Source organism: Leptothoe sp. PORK10 BA2 (assembly GCF_034932105.1).
Classification (GTDB): domain Bacteria; phylum Cyanobacteriota; class Cyanobacteriia; order Phormidesmidales; family Phormidesmidaceae; genus Leptothoe.
The window spans coordinates 1-19,792 of sequence record NZ_JAYGIG010000136.1 but is presented as its reverse complement, the minus strand read 5'-3'; the positions used below and the strand labels follow the sequence as shown (position 1 = coordinate 19,792).

The window sequence follows — 19,792 nt, the reverse complement described above, 5'->3', positions numbered from 1 at the left end:
CATATCTGAGTCCCATGTCTGAATCCCATAGGTAAGACATGTCCTCAGGAAATGAGTTGATGGTATTGGAGCATTGTGCCCCGTTCAATTTTTTCCTCTTGGCCCTTGGAGTCGATTATGCAGCGGCCCATACAGCGAATATACATTCCCCATTTAGTTAAAGATCCGGGCAAGACGCGGATCATTGAGGTCAATGATTACCTGAGTGAGTTGGAGACGCTCACACCGGTGAAAGGCCGCATTCAGATTCAGCATCGCGGTACTTTTTTAGATGTGGCTGCCCAGGCCGAAACCATTGCTACCCTTAGCTGCCACCGCTGTTTAAAAAATTACAATACCCGCATACAGGTGGACACATCGGAGTTTATTTGGTTGCAAGAGCCTCAGCCAGAAGCCCATGGCGAAGAAGTGGAAGTGGGGTTGGACGAGTTGATTGAAACACTGCCACCCCAGGGACATTTTGAACCCGGTCAGTGGCTCTATGAGCAACTATGTTTAGCCATTCCTCAGCGGCAGATATGTGACCCAGCCTGTAAGGGAATTAGTCATCCCCTGGCGAGTGAAGAGGACGCTAACACAGCTACAGATCAGCGCTGGTCCGCCCTATCTGCCCTCAAACAGCAGCTGTCCGATTAGCGGTTTCAATGGGTTTTCTATGGCATTTGATCAGGAGTTAGGACTACTGCTGCGGGCGCGGTACCCGTTAATTTATATCCCTACCCGCGAAGAAGAACGGGCCGAGGAGTCGATTGCGTCAGTGGCGGCTAAAACCGGAAATCGGACTGTTTATACTTGGGACTTTGTGGATGGTTACCAAGGCAACCCCACAGATGCGGGGGCGGGCCGTCGAAATCCGCTACAGGCGCTGGAATTTGTCGAAAAACTGCCGGCTGCAGCTCCTACTGTCTTCATCCTGCGGGACTTTCATCGTTTCTTGGATGACATTTCTGTTTCGCGCAAGCTGCGTAACCTAGCTCGACTACTCAAGTCTCAGCCGAAAAACATCATTGTCCTATCATCCCAACTCACAATTCCCGATGAACTGAGCGAATTGCTAACAGTCTTGGAGTTTCCTTTACCCACGGTAGGTGAGATTCGGCAAGCAATTGAGGCATTACTGGGAGCCATGGGTAGCCTACCAGAGCCGAAAGCCATGGACGCCCTAGTGCAGTCTTGCCAGGGACTGTCCATGGAGCGTATCCGCCGAGTATTGGCACGGGGTATTGCCACCAATGGAGCTTTTAGCCTAGATGATATTGACCTGATTCTAGAAGAAAAACGGCAAACGATCCGTCAGACCCAAATTTTGGATTTCTATCCGGCAACCCAAAAAATCTCTGATATTGGCGGGTTGGATAACTTGAAAGACTGGCTGATGAAGCGGGGTAGCTCATTTTCTGAAAGGGCTCGACAGTACGGGTTGCCCCATCCTCGAGGGCTGATGCTAGTGGGGATTCAGGGGACGGGGAAGTCCTTAACGGCTAAGGCCATTGCCCACCATTGGCAGCTGCCGTTGCTGCGGCTAGATGTGGGTCGTCTCTTTGCCGGTCTGGTGGGGGAGTCGGAGGCCCGGACGCGGCAGATGATTCAGCTGGCGGAGGCCCTAGCGCCCTGTGTGCTGTGGATCGATGAGATTGATAAAGCATTTGCTGGGTTTGAAGGACGGGGGGACTCGGGCACGACTAGCCGGGTTTTTGGCACATTTATTACCTGGCTATCAGAGAAAACCTCATCCGTTTTTGTGGTGGCCACGGCCAATAATATTGGGTCGCTGCCGCCAGAACTGGTCAGACGTGGCCGGTTTGATGAAATTTTCTTTGTGAGTTTACCCAGTCAGGCTGAGCGGGATGCCATTTTCAATGTGCATCTGAGTCGCCTGCGGCCCCACAATGTCAAAAGCTATGACACCAGTCGTCTAGCCTATGAGACGCCGGATTTCTCGGGGGCTGAAATTGAGCAGACTCTGATTGAAGCGATGCACATTGGCTTTAGCCAAAATCGAGATTTTACGGTGGATGACATTTTAGAGGCGGCAAGTCAGCTAGTACCCCTGGCTCGAACGGCCAAAGATCAGGTGGATGCCCTATTGGCATGGGCAGCATCTGGGAAAGCCCGCATGGCATCGCGGCAGTCTATGCTTAGCGATCGCATGAAAGATCTAGAAGGTTAGGCCTTGATCTGGAATGGGATTTGATCGACTGTAGACTTATGGTGAGTACATCAGCCAATTTGGAGTGTCCAGACATATGGCATCTAGTGACAAAACCAAGGTACTTAGCCCATACATGAGATTTTTTGCTGGGGCGGCAGTAGGTAGTTTTCTAATGTTGCTGCCCTTACTCTATTCAGACATTAGAGCCTGGCAGGACATTACAAAATTACAGTTAGGACTAATATTATTTGTAGTGATATCTTGCGGCCTGCTCTCTGTGAAACTAGGGGCACAATTTATTGATGCGGTCATGAAGGGGTTCGAAAATACCGGATTTTAGGTTGCCCCCTGCTAGTTACTTGGCTGTATGTCGGATATCTTTTTGCAGAAAATGAGGTATAAACGTAGGGCAATCCTTGACTATCCCTATTTTCTATAGCAGCTATGGCAGCAAAGCGTTTTAACCCATCAGACTTCTTGCTTGGACTGACCAAGTTGGTGATAGGGGTGGCGATTTCCCTATTGGTCATCTCCCTAGCCGGGGCTGCCACAGCCCGTTATTTCTTAACCCAGCTATCGAGCCTACCAGAACGCCCCGTTTACGATAATGACTCGCCAGCCAAGCCCCAGGTCGCTAGTACTGATGCGGCTAGTACCCCAGCCCCAGAAAAACCCTCTGAAGATGAGGCTCCTGAAGCTAGCACAGTAGACGATGCCAATGTGCTGTATCAGGTGAAAGTTACCTATGGCTCTGGTTTACTAGTCCGGTCTGGCCCCGGGAATGAATATGATTCCGTCGGTGGTGTTGACTATGACGAAACCGTTGATGTGTTGGAAGAATCTGGCGAACGGTGGTTAAAAATACGCGTTGATGGCCTAGAGGGCTGGGTCAGGGGTAAAGGTAATACGGAGCGGCTCCAGTAGTTAGTTTCGGTGGTTGTTGGTGTAATTGATTCTTGCTCCGGCCCACAATAGCTTGTTACGTAGCGTTTGATAATAGGACTGGTTTTGGCGAAGCAACACAAACTTAGCCATATGCTCTGCCATAAAAATATCCACCCGCTGACCGGGCCAAATTGAGGTGGCTAACACCCCATCTATCCATAGTTTCGTGGTCATAGCAGGGTCTGCTAAGGGCCAGACGCTGACCACACTACCCGCCGGTAACACCACTGGGCGACTGGATAAACTTAAGGGACAAATAGGAGTGACCACAATGGCATCCATCCCAGGATGAACAATGGGCCCATTGGCGGCCACCGTATAGCCGGTGGTGCCGGTGGGCGTACTGATCAGCAAACCATCTCCCTGGTACTGGTCTACCACCTCCCCATCAATTTCCATTTCTAAAATTGAGGTGATCATGCGGTCGGGGGAGGCCGGTTTGACACACATTTCATTTAAGGCCCAGTACACTTCGCTCAGGGGTTCCCGGTTACTGCGGTTCCCTTCGTGGAGAGAGGCCTGCAGCATCATGCGCTGTTGCACCGCATAACGATCATTTAGGAGTCGGTCGATGATGGTATCAAAATCATCAATCTCATCCGATGACTCGGTGAGAAATCCTAGGTGCCCGCCGATGTTAACCGCCAAGATGGGAATCTTTTCAGGGGCTAAATGGCGGGCTGCCGCCAAGGCTGTCCCGTCCCCCCCTAACACCAATGCCAAATCGATGGGCTGACTGGCAGAAGCTAAGAAAACGGGATAGGGGTTATCTCTGGCTCCACTGGGGCCAAGCAGTACATTGACACCGCGTTTCTCTAGTTTTCGGGCACAGTTTTCGGCCCAGCTTTTGCTTTGGAGGTTGCCTGCTTTGTGAACAATAATGACTTGGTTAAGCTGCACAGTGAGGATAGGGAATGGCTTTTTGCAATAGTAAATTACTTTGCCGGTTGCCAGTTGTTCGCCGCCTGTTCCAATACGTAATTGGCTAAGTTGATGATGTCGTCTTCACTGAGCCGATCGTCATAGGGGCTCATGAGGCCTTTGCCGTTGGTGATGAGTGTTGCGATCGCATCCACTGACGTATAGCCATGACGACTCAACGCCTTTTGCTTCAGATTTTTGCCACGACGGATAATATTAGCGCCATTGGGATGGCACCCAGCACAGTTCACATCAAACAGTTGGGGAGCAGGCTCTGCCCAGGCTACGGCAGATGTACTGAGCCAGACGCTGACCACCAAACAGCAAACCAGCAGACGTTTTAGCATAGTGAAGATGATGTATGGCATGGGCAATGTGCTTCCCATATTACTGGCTTACAGCATCAGGACCATCCCCCATCGCCGAACAGACCGTAAAAGAGGTTTCCTAGGCTGATGTCAACGCTAAACTGTGAAAGATTTGAGGGCAGGGTCCTTTATGAGCACAACGCCATGAAAAAAACAGCATTACTCCTCTGCCTGGTCATGGTGTCAGCAATAGTGGGCGGCAGCTTCGCCTACGGTTGGTATAGCGTGACTAACAATGCTAGTAGGGAAAACCCAAACCGAGATACAAACCCCGCTGATGCGGCAACAAAGACCCCAGACTTTAGCGACCCATCAGCCCAGGGTACTGATGGAGCACAAACGAATCCATCGACAGACTCCAGTGCCCTATCTCAACCCCTGTCAATCGAGCAACAACTATCCAGAGTTACCCGTGAAAATGGCCAAGTTCGTCTCACCCTGGACGAGGCCCAACTGAATCAACTGGTCAATGGTACACTTTCCAGTCAGCCGGGTATTGCTCAGCTCTTGCCCGATGGATCATCCATGCACACAATCCTCGAAGGCGATCGCATCGAAACAGGAGCCGTCCTCAACCTATCCGAACTACCCCGCGAAAGCCTACCCGCCGATGTGCAAACGGGGCTGGACCAACTCACAAGTGTGGCACCCATGTTAGCCAATCGTGATATTTACATGGGCATCGTGGCGCGACCTCAGGTGCAGGACGGCAAAATTAATTTGAAGCAGGATCTCAGTTTAAAGCTAGGGCAATTTACCTTACCCATGGCGAATGTAGCCGAGGAAATGGGCTTATCGACCAGTGAAATAGAACAGCGTCTCAATGCCATCCTCACCCAGCAAGGTCTAACCCTAGAAAACATCGAAGTGATCGATCAGCAGCTAGTGATCACCGGCGCTCAATCCTAACGGCACATCCCTGCACATCTCCATTAATAGCTTTGCGCCCAGGTTTTTTTTACCATAGGTGATGCCTAAGAGTTATAGATAATAAAAAATAGCAAAACCTATGGACAGCATACCAAGCAACTTATTCTGAATCGCTCGGTTGTACACCTTTGATGATGCGTGATAGCTCACTTTTCTCATCAACAGAGACCCGTCTGGGGGAGCCGCTGAAGATCTGCTCTAAGTTACGGAAGGAATCCTTAATTTCAGGACCATTGGCACTGATCGTATACTCCCGAATGGCCTTATCATGCATTGATCCCCGCATCTTAAATACGTTCAATGCCCGCGACATCTCACCTCGAATTTCCACATACTGCAACATCAAGATAGTGTCTGTGATGGTGGAAATATGGGAATCTGTAATCGAGTGGGAGCCCATAAATTGCTCCGTGGTATTGGTAAAGAAACCCGTGATTTCCTCCTGTTTGGCATAGCCAGTTACCCCAATGACAAACTGACGAAAGGAGTTATTGCTAACACCGCGATCAAGAGCCGACAAAGAATCAATCGCGATCCGAGAGGGTTTAAACTCAGCGATTTCAGATTTAATAATCTGCAAATGATCCTCCAGACCCGCTGACTCAGGATAGGCGCAGATAATTTTGAGGAGCCCCGCCTGCTCCAACTCCTCAAAGTCAATTCCCCAAGAATAGGCATTTCGCGACAGCTGTGCCCGCGATTCCTCATAGGCAAATAAAATAGCGCGTTCCTTAGCCTGGCAACCATTTTCAATAAACTTACTGACAAACAGTGTTTTCCCTGTGCCCGTCGCGCCCGTCGCTAAAATAATCGAATCCTTAAAGAACCCGCCGCCACACATTTTATCTAAGGTCTCCACACCGGAGGAAACACGCACATTGGAGGAACGTTGGGTAAGTCGCATGGCTCCCAGCGGGAATATATTGATGCCATTATGGGTAATGGTAAACGGGTATTCCCCTTTCATATGGGTGGTACCCCGCAGCTTTAAAATTTCAATAGTGCGACGGCGGCGTTCGCCTTCGAGCACATTGCGCACGATCACCACATTATCTGAAACAAATTCTTCTACACCAAACCGCGCAACCGGGCCATATTCTTCCACCCGCTCCGTGGACATGAGGGTGGTCACACCCATTTGCTTGAGACGGGCCACCAATCGAAAAATTTCACGACGGACTACTCCAGCCGCATCGTATTGCTGGAAAACAGCCGTTACCGAATCAATCGATACCCGCCGCGCTTTGTATTTACGAATGGCATACTGAATGCGCTCGATCAAAGCCGACAGGTCAAAATTACCGACGATCTCCTGCCCCTCGGGATCGGGAGACGCGTCCAGGATAAATAGCTTGCCATCATCAATCAGTTTCTGTAAGTCCCACCCAAAACTGCAGGCATTTTGAATGATGTCAGCCGGAGATTCTTCAAAGGTAATAAATACCCCAGGCTCATCAAAATCGGTGATGCCATTGTATAGGAACTGCACAGCAATCAGGGTTTTACCAGTGCCTGAGGTCCCACTGACGAGTGTAGAGCGGCCAGCGGGGAGACCACCATGACTGATGTCGTCAAACCCTTCCATCATGGTACGAATTTTCTTGACGCCCGATAGGGAACTACTAGTCGAGGGGGGCTCACCTTGAAAAGACTGAGTCATGGTTTCGTAAATTGGCCTGTTAAAAAAATACGGTCGGAGAAAAGAGCATTACTTAATATTTCAACAGGTTAAGTTATCTAGGGCAAGCGTTGGGGCTAATTCTTGCCAGTATGTAGCTCAAATACCGACCCAACCTGTCAGCACCCGCTAGTTTGCATAGGTTATGGGTCTAGATGATACTGGAAACGCCGCCACAATCAGGACTAACCACTGTAGAGGTGACGTCTAAAGGCGTTGAGTACACTCTAGATCGTATGGGTGACTAGTGCGTTTATTCTAAATAGTCGCTTTCAGGGCTGCTGCTTAGACAGTCCTGCCATCGCTAGTCGTCTTCCCTCAGCTCATCATAGAGCAAGTCTAATCCAATCAGTACCCGCTCACGATCAGATAGGTCGCCAATGATTTTACGGACGGGGGGCGGTAAAATTTTTGCCAGAGTCGGTGTGGCCAAAATTTTATCTTCTTCGGCCAGTTGTGGATTTTTCAGGACGTCAATCACCTTGAGGGCATAAACCCCTTGAAATTCTTCCTCCAGAATCGTATTGAGCATCTTGAGTGCTCGGGTGGAGTTGGGGGTATTTCCGGCAACGTAGAGTTTTAGAATGTAGGTTTTTTTATAGGCCATTAGAAGGCTCCCGAAATTGTGGCGAATGCGGAGGATAAAGGTCCACAGGTATGATTGGGCAATGCATGGGTATGGGTGACGTTAAATTTCACGGGGGATGGACCGGCGATACATCTCACATAAATGAGCTAACACATCGATCAGAGTAAGGCGATAGTCCAGCAAAATTTCTTCGCTCCGACCTTCCATGTTGAGCTGTTTGGAAAAATTATCCATTAGCTCCATGTGAATTTCGACCACCTTTGAAATAGATACATCGGCAAAAAATGCGAGGTTAACGTAATCATCAATGCGTTGATTCAGACTTTTATCATCTGATGAAAAGTAGCTCAAAATAATCTGTCGATAGTCTTGACGTAGCTGGTCAATAAACTCATGACGCTCTTCCAAGCTCATGTTGCGGATAAAATTCTGTGAATTTCGCTTGTAGTACACGCCCAAATACCCAAGACGCTCGTGGAGTTTTTCGGTTAATCGCTGTTGCTGCAGGCTCAATAAGAAGAGACGATTATCCTTTGTATCATCTTCATGATCGGTCAAGGAATTTTTGTTTGCTGGCAACTGCAGGAACTGATTAATGGCTTCCCGAACCTTACTCTCAATGGAATTTATTTCGTCTGGAGTAATCTGAATAACAGCACTATGGTAGCTGGCATCGGGAAATACTGACTCTTGGTCTGAGACGATTAGAATGGGCAGCAAAATATCCCGCGCCCAAAACTCGTGCAAAAGGTCAGTTCCATTGTGAGCCGGTTGCACTACCAAACAATCAATCCGATGACGATTGCTGATAGTCCACTGCACAAACTCCGTTTGTGTTTTGCTCCAACTAATGGCAAATGGGCTGTGGGCCAGCGTTTTTTTGAGAGACTCAGCCATGGAGGCTTGAGCCGTATAAATTCCGACTAGGAAACGTGCAGCCAAGACTTAGATAGATATGACGCAATGTTTAATTGTATTTATTGAATAATCTAAATGGTGTGCTGTTATCGATATGCAGGATATCGGGTTTTTATGTAGATCAGCGCTCGAATAATTATGGGTGTCGAGATCCAGAAACTCGATTGATATTTTAAGATTTTCTTAGCGCCCTTGCTCCCTAAGGATATAAGGTAAGAGGTTCGCTTTTTGAAACTTAAGTATTTTTTATCTGTGTATTGCTTCCTGGGGATTAGGCTATTAGTACCGGGAGTTGGGTGAGAAAACCTGCGGTGCCAATACCTGGGGTGGTCAGACTAAAACGAGCATGGAGGGATTCGAACCCCCGACCCTCAGAACCGGAATCTGATGCTCTATCCACTGAGCTACATGCCCTGGAATCTGACTTAAGCTAGCCAGGGACCATGGTTAATAGTAGCACTTGTGCAGGGATCTGTCTTTGACTTTACGTTACAGTGCTGATGCCATAGGCTCATGGAGTTGTGCCGAGTTCGGTCTGCGTGCTGGATATTCAAAATCTATCAAAAAAATTTGGCCCACATCAGGCCCTCACGGATCTAACCCTGGGGCTGGTTCCAGGCGAGGTCTACGGTTTATTGGGGCCGAATGGGGCGGGTAAAACGACCACTATTAATTTGCTAAGTGGCTTGCTGCAACCCGATACGGGCCAAGTGTTAATCGCGGGAGAATCAGCCTCGGAAAAGACCAAGCGTCACCTAGGGATTATGCCCCAGCAGAATCTGCTGTATCAGAGTTTGACCTGTGGGGAGAACCTCTCCTTTTTTGCGAAGATTTATGGGCTATCTAGGCCGTTGCGATCGCAACGCATCCTGACCTGCCTCCAGGCCGTCAATCTTGAAGATCGGATCAATACGGTAGTGGGTGCCTTGAGTGGTGGCATGCAACGTCGTCTGAGTCTGGCGGTGGCGATGGTGCATCAGCCCAAGCTGGTGGTGCTTGATGAACCCACCACAGGGCTAGATATTGAAGCCCGCTATGGGGTGTGGAATTTTATTCGACAGCTGCAACAGCAAGGGGTAACGATTTTGTTGACCACCCACCTGTTGGACGAGGCAGAGCGGCTGTGCGATCGCATCGGCTTTCTGAAGCAAGGCCACCTACTGGCCCAGGGCAGCTTAAATGAGCTACGCACCCGCATTCCGGCACAAGAGGTGGTCACCCTGCAAACCACCGAGGAAGAGGCTGCGATCTCTAGGGCTGCTGCCCATGGATTTACCATGCGTCGCTACGACACGCAGCTGGCCTTTTGGATTCCTGAGCGCCTAGAACTAAAGGAGCTACTCCATCGATTTGATGGCATTCCCCTGGATTCCATTGCCCGCAGTCCCGTGACCTTGGAGCATATTTACCTAGAAGTGACCCGTTCATCATGACCCGCTCACCATGCTCCGTTCACCATGCATCGCTATTGGCTAATCATGGGGATAGATTTCTACCCAGACATAAAAAAACTCAATCCCTATGCTTAAAGGATCTTAAGGTTTTCTTCTATGTATGGTTACTTAAGTTCACACAAAGTTGATGGGTGTTGACTAAGAACCTGGGGTAGTCTTGGTTTAGTTCGAAAGAACACTTTATGACTACTGCGTTTGCAGCTTAAACCTAACTCTATATGCAGAGCGGCTTATAGCAATTGCCATATACAGAATTCTTTAAAGCCGAGGGGCTTCAACACTAGTGTTGAAGCCCCTCGGCTTTAAAGGTTGAATGGTCAATGGGTTGGTTTAAAGGCAAGCCAAATCAATCAATACAGGCTGTTAGGTCCGAAAAAGTACTGAGGGACAACCTGGTTTTAACATTTCTTCAAATATGCTCACATTGTATTTATGGACGTTACAAAACTATCGAGTTAATTTAGGTAAAGTTCATACGAACAAGTTATACAGAAACCCGACTATGAGCCGATTATCCTGATTCAGGTGGTTGGCTGACATCCTATACGGACTCCCTCTATATCTAAAACCTAAAAGTAACTCAGCCTCTGCCTTCGGGTGGGGGCTGAGTTACTTTAAATTGCCAGCTTGGAAATGTTAACTTGGCTACGATAGGTTTGTTCCGCAGGTTTGTACTATCGCTTTGCGTCTATAGTTACCAACGTCAGGTCACAACATAGGTGACCACTGAAAGTATGACTAAATTTCTGCTTGTGGTAATTCCAGCAATTTTGGTGGTTGCGATCTCCATCCTCTCAGTCCAAAACGCAGCCCCCATCTCGCTACAGTTTCTGGCCTTTCGCTCCGTTGCATTGCCCTTTGGGCTGTGGTTAGGGTTTGGCCTAGCCGCCGGAATGGTGGGCACAGCCAGTCTACTAACCCTTTTCCCAGGAAGACGTTCCTAGGGGGCACGGCCCCAGTAAACAGCCTAAGTAAAAATGGCTCCGCCCATCATTTTCTCGTAGCGACGGGTTAACTCTTTCTTAATCAGTGGCCACAGTTCCAAGCTCGGATCTTGCTGAATCAGTTGCTCAGCCGCCTTGCGGGCCAGTTCTAACACCGCTTGATCGTTCACCAAGCTGGCCAGGGCAAAATCCGGTAGACCTGATTGGCGGGTGCCTAGCACCTGGCCTGGACCCCGAAAACGCAGATCCATCTCAGCAATAAAAAAGCCATCCTGGGATTGTTCTAGCACCCGCAGTCGCTGCAGGGCCGTTTCGCTTTTGCCACTACTCATCAATAGGCAATAGGACTGGTCCGCACCGCGTCCCACTCGTCCCCTGAGCTGATGCAGCTGGGAAAGGCCAAAGCGCTCAGCATGCTCAATCAGCATGACACTGGCATTGGGAACGTCCACCCCCACCTCAACGACGGTGGTAGAAACCAAAATTTGGGTTTGGCGATCGCGGAAGGCCGTAATGGCGGCATCCTTATCGGCGGAGCTCATGCGGCCATGGAGTAGCCCCACCTGGAACTCCGGAAAAACCACATCGCTGAGGCGCTGATGTTCTTCAATGGCGGAACGCAAGTCTAATTTTTCCGATTCATCCACCAGGGGCAGCACAATGTAAATTTGACGACCCTGGGCAATTTCTCGGCGGATCAGGTCGTAGGCATGGTTGCGATCGCGCCCCGCCAATAAAGTTGTTTGAATAGGTTTTCGCCCCGGTGGCAGCTCATCGATTTGGCTCACATCTAGATCACCATGGAGCGTTAGGGCCAGGGTACGAGGGATGGGGGTGGCCGTCAAAGTCAGGACGTGGGGATTATCGCCCTTTTGCTGAAGCTTTGCCCGCTGGGCGACACCAAACCGATGTTGTTCATCGATGGCCACCAGGCCCAAACGGCTAAACTTGACCGGGTCTTCAATCAAGGCATGGGTACCCACCAAGATAGACAGCTCTCCGGTTTCCAGCTCGGAATGGATTTGCCGACGCTTCGCCGTTTTGGTGGAGCCCGTCAGTAACTCCACCGGTAAATGCAGCAAATTAAACCATTCCACTAACTTGCGGTAATGCTGCTCCGCCAGCACTTCGGTAGGGGCCATCAGGGCGGCCTGATATCCCGCCTGAATGGCCGCCAACATTGCCACCACAGCCACGACGGTTTTCCCGGAACCCACATCCCCCTGCACCAGGCGGTTCATTGGCGTGGACCGCTGCAAATCCCGTAAAATTTCCTGCACCACTCGAGCCTGGGCCCCCGTCAGCTTAAACGGCAGGACATCATAAAACTGATCAATCAGCTCCCCCGTCGGGGCCATATGGGCCTGGGTGATGGCTTGCTGCTGTTTACGACGAGACAGCAAGCCCAGCTGCAAATAGAAAAACTCATCGAACACCAGACGACGGCGGGCCAGGGCTAGGGTGTCACCATCCGGGGGAAAGTGGATCTGGGCAATGGCCACCGGTAACTGAATCAACCCGTATTCTTCCCGCAAAACCGTAGGCAACGGATCGCGGATTTCGACAGCAGCCGGTAACGCCGCCACCACAGCCTGACGCACGAGGGGAGCAGGCACTCCCTCTGTCAGGGGATAAATCGGTACGACCCGACCCACGGTGGTGGAATCGATTGGTTCTTGGTCATCCCCCAACACTTCCAAGTCCGGCTCATCCAGGGTAATACCGTATTTACCCTTTTTAACTAGCCCCGACGCCGCCAAGGTACAACCCACTGGGTAAAGACGTTTTTGCCGCTCCTGCCATCCCCGGTTACGAAAGCGCTCCCCAGCAAAAAACCGACTTATCTTCAGATTCCCAGTACCGTCGTAGAGACCCAGCTCAAAAATCGTTAGCTTAGCGTTACGGGGACTGTTAAAGCAGTTACATCGCCGCACGGTGGCCACCACAGTCACCGTGTCCCCGGCCTTCAGATCTCGGATTTTCACCTGGCGGGCATAGTCCAGGTGATCGCGAGGATAGTAGTACAGAACATCTCGCACGGTGTACAAGCCTAACTTGGCCAGCCGCTCACTGTTCTTGGGCCCCATCCCTTGCAGGTAAGTCAGGGGCTGATCGAGAGGATGCCCGGATCGGGGTAGGGTAGGAACCTTAGCCGTGAGGGATGTGGTACGTGTGCGCTGGCCGGTTTTTGAAAAAACACTGGTCGATGATTCAGCCGCTTTTGGGCTAGGTTTATCTAACATTTGACGGCTTTGCTGTAAAAACCGCCTTGTTTCAGCCACAAGATGCTGCCGCTGGGCAAAACTCAGGGCGCTGTACTTATCAAAGTCTGCTGAGAGGACGCACCACCGTTCTTGATCGATGGCGGGGAGTTGGCTGGGGGCCGTGCGTAAACTGTCCCGTAAAAACTCACTAAATCGCCTTTGATGGCCCTGCAGGTCATTAAACCCAGTTTCAGCTTCAACGCTCAGGGCTTTTTGCAGACGGAGCCAGTCGGGCAGATCGACCATTAGTCGTTAGTCCAGCTTGCTCTCCAGGCATCTTCGGCTTGGGTGATCTCAAGCTGTCGTTCCGCATCCTTATAGGCATAGCCAACCTGTTTGAGGTGGCCCATTTTTTTGCGAATACGGCTACGCCAAACCGCAACATTAGCCTCTGCAAACTCAATTTCAGACAGCCGCAGCTGGATCATGACAAAATCTGGCAAGGACTCCAATTGCAAAAAACGTGGCATGGACCCTAACGGAAAATTGTCTGACTCTTTCGCGTCCTCGTCATCGTCCTCCTCCTTCTCGTCAAATGCACCTTCCCTAGCGATAATAGCGGCAGCCACCTCAGCTTCATCCGGCCATTCGCCCGACTGGGTTTCATCCTCAGCATCAGGTTGCTCATCATTGTCGTCAAAGCCATCCTTTTCTGGTTCATGGATAACCTTGATCGCCAATCTGACCAAATTAGGCGTTTTCATGGGCATATGCCCCAGACGCTCTGCTCCTGAGGCCGCACTTAAGAGCATTTTTGGGACTTCTGGCATGACATCAGCCTTTTGCAAAATGTCGTTTGCTTTTTCTGAAACAGCCTTCAGCACGTCTCGGATGGCCTTTTCAATTAAAATTTGCCGCCGCATCACCTGAGCCGGTTGCATTGGGCCAATGATCTCGTCGTCGGATTCTGCCTTGTCCAAATGCTCACGACCCATGAGGGTTTGGATTTCAGCGAACAGGTTTTCTTGGGAGCGTTGTTCCATAGGCGACTCCCCAGGGCGAGGATCGGGCTGCTCCGGGGCGGCCTCCATGTCCGCATGATCTGAAGTACTGCTGGGAGCAATGTCTTGAGCGTGGGTCACTGCTGGCTCAGGTTGCGTACTAGATTGCGCCCTAACTGAAGCCGCTTCCAGAAATAACTGTCGAATGACCGCCAACCCATCTTCTTCAGCGGGTTTGAGACTAAGGTGCTTAGCGGTGGCCCATTGGTCATTCAGCTGTGATTGAATCCGGTTACCCAGGTCCCTGAGCCGCTGTTGCAGCTTATCCCGCTGAGACAAGCTCAGAGCTAAAAACCGATCCGGATAAATCTGGGTGCACACGTGATAAGCCGCCAACACTAACTGACGCTTACTAGCCTGGCTTAAAACTTGCAGATAGTGATCAACTAAGGTCTCAAGCTCAGTGGCAATATCAGCAGTTTGGGTTTTAAGCTTGGAAAGCTGCTGTTCAATATGACCACTTGCGTTAACCATTCGCAGAAATTTTTAACGGAAAAATGACATGGGAAATAACGCTAAAACCAGCGCTGCCGATCCTAGTATAGGCCCTACAACAAATGTCCTGATCATGCAGGTATCTGCCTAGTTCGTGCTCGTTATAGCCCAATTCCTGAGAAAGATTGTCTAGCGTCTCAGTTCTCAGTTGAAGAAACAGTGACTGACTTAGAGGATGAACCACTCTGATAGAAACACCTAGGGGTGAAATCATACCGCGGAACAGTCACGAGGAGCAGCAGCACCTCAAAAAGCAAGGCAGGCCCGATTGAGGTCCTACCTTGCTTGCTTGACACAAAAAGTTAAATCACCATTTGATCATGAGCCCTACTTTTTCTTTTTCCCTTTTTTCTTTTCAGCTTTAGCAGGTGGTTTTTCTGAGTTCTTGGCCACTTTAACCTCTTCCTTTTCAGCTTCAGGGGCTGTTACTTCTGGGGTCTTTTCCTCTATTTTTATCCCTGCTTGAGCGGCCACTTCTTCGGCAAAGTTGTCCTCTTTCTTCTCCAGCCCCTCACCCATGGTAAATCGGGCGAACCGACGAACTTGAATATTTTCTCCCAATGTAGATACCGACTGTTTAATCAGCTCCTCAATGGTGATGTTCTGATCCTTGATAAAAGGCTGATCCATTAAAGATTTTTCTTTCAAGCCCTTTTCAATACGTCCGTCCACGATTTTGGCACGAATATTCTCGGGTTTGCTGGCTAAATCTTCTCGCCCCATTTCAATTTCCCGTTCGCGAGCAATGGACTCTTCAGAGATTTCGCTGGTTCTAACCACCTCGACATTGGGGCAAGCAGCGATTTGCATGGCAATATCACGGGCTAATGTCTTAAATTCCTCGCGACGAGCAACAAAGTCCGTTTCGCAGTTGATTTCTACCAGTACACCAACGCGACCACCTGTGTGGATATAGCTTTCCACTAGACCTTCGGCAGCGATGCGACCTTCCTTTTTGGCAGCTGAGGTGATGCCTTTTTGCCGTAGCCATTCCGTCGCCTTCTGTAGGTCACCTTCTGTTTCCTGAAGGGCCTTCTTGCAATCCATCATGCCCGCGCCAGTAGCATCGCGCAGCTCCTTTACCTGTTTTGCAGAAATGCCTGCCATTATCTCCTCCTAGACTTACGTTGTAATTGCTACACAAAAAATGCTTGTACTAGCGTTCAAAATCCTTGTCAGCAATACTGACAGCTGACACCTATGCCGGAATCAGCTGTTAGTACATAAATTCAAAAAGCTGATCAGCGCCTTAGTCTTCGTCTGGCCCAGGATCAGCCGCTGCTTCTGCAGGTACATCTTCAAACGCTGCGGGCACTTCTTCTACGGCAGATTCTAAATCAGCAGCAGGTACAGCCGCCTCATCATAATCATAATCGTCTTCGGCACCCGGATAGTCGGCATATATGTCGTCTCCATCACCATTACCGTGAAGGGATTGGCCGTTGGATCCTTCGTAGATAGCGTTGGCCAAGCTACCTAGGATCAGCTTGATGGAGCGAATAGCGTCATCATTGCCAGGGATAGGAATATCCACTACATCTGGGTCACAGTTGGTATCTAACAAAGAAACTATGGGAATGCCAAGCTTTTGACATTCCTGTACCGCGTTGTATTCCCGCTTAATGTCCACCATGATGACAACATCTGGCAGACGTCGCATAAGTTTAATGCCACCCAAGTATTTTTGCAGTTTCTCAAGTTCGCGGCGTAAAACGGCAGCTTCCTTTTTGGGGCGCAAGGCTAAGGCTCCCGTTTCCTGCATCCGCTCTAGCTCCTTGAGTCGGTCTACACGGGTTTTGATGGTGGCCCAGTTGGTTAGCATTCCCCCCAACCAGCGTTGGTTGATGTAGTAAGAACCACAACGGCTCGCCTCTTCTGCAACGATGCCAGCCGCTTGGCGCTTAGTGCCAACAAACAAAAACTTTTGACCTTTTTCAGCTGAACTACGCACAAAGTTATAGGCGTTGTCGAGGAGCTGAGCGGTCTGAACGAGATCAATAATGTGAACACCATTACGGGCGGTGAAAATATATTGATCCATCTTGGGGTTCCAACGACGGGTCTGATGACCAAAGTGAACCCCCGACTCAAGCAATTGAGCCAATGTTACAACAGGCATTTAATGTTCTCCTTCCGGGTTAAACCTCCACCTGGTGTGTATCTCAGCAAAAAATTACGAGGACTAAAGTCCGTATAAAATTGCTAAAACACCCGAAATACCCAAGTGTGTGAATTATTCAAAGCTAAACTAGGGTAGCACAAGACGCGTTTAAGCTTCACTGACCTAAACCATTTGCTCGCTACCCTTGAAAATTTGGGTAGTCTGTGGATGATGGGTAAGTGTATCTGTACTGTGACAGTCTTCTGGAGTGTAGTAGTGACAGAGGCACAGGCGTCTTTATCTATAATTTAGATTTTTTAGATGTTGTCCGTCGTTAACTGAAGGCTTTTGGTGCTTTATGACTGATTCACAACGCCCCTCTTCAATGCCGTCTGCTCCGCCGCCGCCGCCCCAGCGGACGGCTCCACCACCGCCACCGGGCATGGGTAGGGCCGGTGGCTCCCGTCCTGCTGCGCCACCACCTATGCCCAAGTCTGCAGGTGGGGTTAGGGTTGGCGGTGGGCTGACCTTAGAGCGCATTGTGCGTGAAGCCTTTGATAAGGGATTTTCCGATGTTCACCTAGGTGTTGCCGAAGTGCCGCGCTTTCGGAATCGAGGGGAAATTGAAACGACGGATTATCCCGTAACCGATGAGGCGACTTTTTATGGCTGGCTAGCTGAAGTGCTTAAACCTGATCAAATCCAATCCTTTAAGCAATCGATGGATTTTGATGGGGCTGCACATTTTGACTTTACACGGGTACGGATCAATATCTTCAATGCTCTGCGTGGGCCATCCATGGTCATGCGTTTGATTCCGGTGAAAATCCTAACGATTGACCAGCTAAATTTACCGGTGGTCTTAAAGGATATTTGTCACTATCACAAGGGCTTGGTTCTGGTGACAGGGCCAACGGGGTCTGGTAAGTCCACATCGCTAGCGGCGATGATTGACTACATCAATACAGACATGCCGAAGAATATCATTACCATTGAAGACCCGGTGGAGTTTGTCCACAGCAGCCGTATGTCCTTAATTAAGCAGCGGGAAGTGGGGATTCATACCATGGAGTTTAAAAACGCTCTGAAGGCATCCCTGCGGGAAGATCCCGATGTCATTTTAATCGGTGAGATTCGCGATCGCGAAACCGTTGACATTGCCCTAAAAGCGGCCCAAACAGGCCACCTGGTATTTGGTACATTGCATACGAATAGTGCCGTGAAGACGGTTGAACGGATCTTAGGTATGTATGAACCGGAACAGCAGAGTGCTGTGCGGATCTCCATAGCTGAATCCTTAGTCGCGGTAGTGGCCCAAGGCTTATGCCGGACAACCGATGGCAAGCGGGCGGCATTCCATGAAATCATGATCAACACCGATGCGATTAAAGATTACATTCAGCGGGGACAGCTGGATGAAGTAGAAGCTCTACTGCCAAAATGTACCTTTGATGGGATGGCCACCATGAACCAGTCCCTTTATACGCTGTATGAGTCTGGACGCATTACGGAGGAAACGGCCTTAGAAATGTCCCCTCGTCAAAATGAGATGGCCCAAATGCTACGTGGGCGCATTTAGCCCCATGGGCATGCAACCCTAGAACACATTAAGCGTATGTAGGTCCAGTCGTGTTCTCCACAACTGGACTTTTTTTTGAAGTGACTGGGGGAGCCAATGGTCATAGTGCTCATAGATCGGGAGTCTGGGAATGAGGGTGTAGTTATGGGCCTCTAATAGGCTCGTCAAGTCCGCCAAGGTCTGATGGGGATAGGTGGGGTTTACTTCATCTAGGGGACCAATACCCCCTAAATCGCTCGCCCCGGCATCTAAACAGGCTATGAGCAGAGCAGGGGCGTGCACTAGGTTAGGGGGAATCTGGATGGCAATATCGCTGGGCAGGATGCGTCGAGCCAGCTCAACGGCTTTGAGCAATAGGCTGTCGTCACAGGCCGGGGCAAGTTGCTGCTGGCGTTGCCCAGGTTGGTGGGGTTGGAGAATGACTTCTTGAATGTGACCATACTGGTGATGGAGAGTTGCGATCGCCACCAATGTCTCTTCCCAATCCGTTGCCGCCTCTCCGATCCCCAAAAGCAAGCCCGTTGTAAATGGGATCCGTAATTGTCCTGCCCAATGTAATTGCTGCAGCCTGACGGTCGGCCGCTTACTGGGAGCATGGCGATGGACGCTGTGGAGCAATGCAGGGGTCAACTGCTCCAGCATCAGTCCCATGGACACATTGACTTGTTTGAGCTGGGTCATTTCCTCAAAACTTAACGGCCCCGCATTGGTATGGGTCAAAAAACCTGCTGTCAGCGCTAGCTGACAAAGCTCATAAATGCGATTGACCCAAGCCGAGCGTCGTTGACTCTGAGGATGCACCTCACCACTGAGAATCAATATCTCAATTGCTTCGAGGCTAGCGAGTTGAGACTGGGCTTGTTCTAAACTTAGCCATTCATCCCCGCCGGGATGAACGCGAAAGTTGCAGTAGCTACAGTGGTTAAAGCACTCATAGGTAGGGACAAGCGTGTAAGCAGGGCTGTAGGTGATTGTGGCCATCAAGACGGAGTTGACCTCTTTTCTAAAAGTTACAAGAAAAATGAGTTACTACTCAAAACGATGTAGCCATCCATTGAAGCTTCTTATTTACCCATAGCCCCTAACGTTGATCATTTTCTCAGCCTCAAAAAAACAACTTAAATCCCTGCCTGATAATATTTTGAACTATTTTTAGCTTGGCCGTAGCCCATCCATTTCCACTTAACTCCGCCAAAACACATAATCCTTTCGTCATCAGAATGTTTACAAAAGTAGTTATTCATTCTAAGATGTACACATAGGTAGATTGAATCGCCTATCTCATACGTACCTCGAAAATAATCATAGGATTCATAAATCATGACGACTACTCTCCAGCAGCGCGAAAGCGCTAACCTGTGGGATCAGTTCTGCGCATGGATCACTAGCACTGAGAACCGCCTTTATGTAGGTTGGTTCGGCGTTCTAATGATCCCCACGCTACTAGCTGCTA

Annotated in this window: 17 protein-coding genes, 1 tRNA gene and 1 pseudogene; 8 read left to right on the top strand and 11 right to left on the bottom strand. The window is 49.8% G+C overall.

What is annotated here, in order from left to right; genetic code table 11:
• Window positions 1–117: 117 nt before the first annotated feature.
• The 3 genes from VB741_RS22010 to VB741_RS22000 all read left to right on the top strand — a co-directional run bounded on the left by VB741_RS22010 (window position 118) and on the right by VB741_RS22000 (window position 3,076).
• Entirely contained in the window at window positions 118–636 is a 519-nt protein-coding gene (locus VB741_RS22010; RefSeq protein ID WP_323367361.1) for a YceD family protein, read from the top strand.
• Between the two features lie 19 nt (window positions 637–655).
• A complete protein-coding gene (locus VB741_RS22005; protein ID WP_323367360.1) occupies window positions 656–2,170 on the top strand; it encodes an AAA family ATPase in 1,515 nt (504 codons plus the stop codon).
• Between the two features lie 426 nt (window positions 2,171–2,596).
• The gene (locus VB741_RS22000) at window positions 2,597–3,076 is read left to right on the top strand and encodes an SH3 domain-containing protein (protein WP_323367359.1); all 480 of its coding nucleotides are present in this window, start codon (window positions 2,597–2,599) and stop codon (window positions 3,074–3,076) included.
• Here VB741_RS22000 and VB741_RS21995 read toward each other — a convergent pair whose 3' ends face one another.
• Entirely contained in the window at window positions 3,077–3,997 is a 921-nt protein-coding gene (locus VB741_RS21995) for an NAD(+) kinase (protein WP_323367358.1), read from the bottom strand.
• Between the two features lie 35 nt (window positions 3,998–4,032).
• Window positions 4,033–4,365 carry a c-type cytochrome gene (locus tag VB741_RS21990; protein WP_323367357.1) on the bottom strand — a complete coding sequence of 111 codons (333 nt, stop codon included), beginning with the start codon at window positions 4,363–4,365 and terminating at the stop codon, window positions 4,033–4,035.
• 165 nt (window positions 4,366–4,530) lie between these two features.
• On the opposite strand from VB741_RS21990, the gene VB741_RS21985 reads away from it, so the two are divergent.
• Entirely contained in the window at window positions 4,531–5,295 is a 765-nt protein-coding gene (locus tag VB741_RS21985) for a hypothetical protein (protein WP_323367356.1), read from the top strand.
• A 121-nt stretch (window positions 5,296–5,416) separates the two neighbouring features.
• On the opposite strand, the gene kaiC is transcribed toward VB741_RS21985, so the two are convergent.
• The 4 genes from kaiC to VB741_RS21965 all read right to left on the bottom strand — a co-directional run bounded on the left by kaiC (window position 5,417) and on the right by VB741_RS21965 (window position 8,915).
• A complete protein-coding gene (gene kaiC, locus VB741_RS21980) occupies window positions 5,417–6,976 on the bottom strand; it encodes a circadian clock protein KaiC (protein ID WP_323367355.1) in 1,560 nt (519 codons plus the stop codon).
• A 322-nt stretch (window positions 6,977–7,298) separates the two neighbouring features.
• Window positions 7,299–7,601 (bottom strand): circadian clock protein KaiB, encoded by a 303-nt coding sequence (kaiB, locus tag VB741_RS21975; protein WP_323367354.1) that lies wholly within the window; start codon window positions 7,599–7,601, stop codon window positions 7,299–7,301.
• An 81-nt stretch (window positions 7,602–7,682) separates the two neighbouring features.
• On the bottom strand, window positions 7,683–8,525 hold the full coding sequence (locus VB741_RS21970) for a circadian clock protein KaiA (protein ID WP_323367353.1): 843 nt from the start codon (window positions 8,523–8,525) through the stop codon (window positions 7,683–7,685).
• Window positions 8,526–8,842: 317 nt separating this feature from the next.
• Window positions 8,843–8,915 (bottom strand) — tRNA-Arg (locus VB741_RS21965).
• A 125-nt stretch (window positions 8,916–9,040) separates the two neighbouring features.
• Here VB741_RS21965 and VB741_RS21960 point away from each other — a divergent pair.
• Window positions 9,041–9,934, top strand: a complete 894-nt coding sequence (locus VB741_RS21960) for an ABC transporter ATP-binding protein (protein WP_442786426.1) — start codon at window positions 9,041–9,043, stop codon at window positions 9,932–9,934.
• A gap of 755 nt (window positions 9,935–10,689) precedes the next feature.
• Entirely contained in the window at window positions 10,690–10,899 is a 210-nt protein-coding gene (locus VB741_RS21955; protein WP_323367351.1) for a DUF1049 domain-containing protein, read from the top strand.
• 23 nt (window positions 10,900–10,922) lie between these two features.
• On the opposite strand, the gene recG is transcribed toward VB741_RS21955, so the two are convergent.
• The 4 genes from recG to rpsB all read right to left on the bottom strand — a co-directional run bounded on the left by recG (window position 10,923) and on the right by rpsB (window position 16,778).
• Window positions 10,923–13,409 carry an ATP-dependent DNA helicase RecG gene (gene recG / locus VB741_RS21950; protein WP_323367350.1) on the bottom strand — a complete coding sequence of 829 codons (2,487 nt, stop codon included), beginning with the start codon at window positions 13,407–13,409 and terminating at the stop codon, window positions 10,923–10,925.
• The gene (locus tag VB741_RS21945; protein ID WP_323367349.1) at window positions 13,409–14,638 is read right to left on the bottom strand and encodes a hypothetical protein; all 1,230 of its coding nucleotides are present in this window, start codon (window positions 14,636–14,638) and stop codon (window positions 13,409–13,411) included. The genes recG and VB741_RS21945 overlap by 1 nt, the downstream gene beginning before the upstream one ends.
• 348 nt (window positions 14,639–14,986) lie before the next feature.
• The gene (gene tsf / locus VB741_RS21940) at window positions 14,987–15,766 is read right to left on the bottom strand and encodes a translation elongation factor Ts (protein ID WP_323367348.1); all 780 of its coding nucleotides are present in this window, start codon (window positions 15,764–15,766) and stop codon (window positions 14,987–14,989) included.
• 142 nt (window positions 15,767–15,908) lie between these two features.
• Window positions 15,909–16,778 carry a 30S ribosomal protein S2 gene (gene rpsB / locus VB741_RS21935; protein WP_323367347.1) on the bottom strand — a complete coding sequence of 290 codons (870 nt, stop codon included), beginning with the start codon at window positions 16,776–16,778 and terminating at the stop codon, window positions 15,909–15,911.
• A 340-nt stretch (window positions 16,779–17,118) separates the two neighbouring features.
• On the opposite strand from rpsB, the gene VB741_RS21930 reads away from it, so the two are divergent.
• Window positions 17,119–18,339, top strand: coding sequence for a type IV pilus twitching motility protein PilT (locus VB741_RS21930; RefSeq protein WP_323367346.1), 1,221 nt, complete (start codon window positions 17,119–17,121; stop codon window positions 18,337–18,339).
• Window positions 18,340–18,357: 18 nt separating this feature from the next.
• On the opposite strand, the gene cofG is transcribed toward VB741_RS21930, so the two are convergent.
• Complete coding sequence (gene cofG, locus VB741_RS21925; RefSeq protein WP_323367345.1) at window positions 18,358–19,320, bottom strand: 7,8-didemethyl-8-hydroxy-5-deazariboflavin synthase subunit CofG; 963 nt, start codon at window positions 19,318–19,320, stop codon at window positions 18,358–18,360.
• A gap of 339 nt (window positions 19,321–19,659) precedes the next feature.
• On the opposite strand from cofG, the pseudogene VB741_RS21920 reads away from it, so the two are divergent.
• Window positions 19,660–19,792 (top strand): annotated as a pseudogene (locus VB741_RS21920) (photosystem II q(b) protein); the annotation flags it as partial.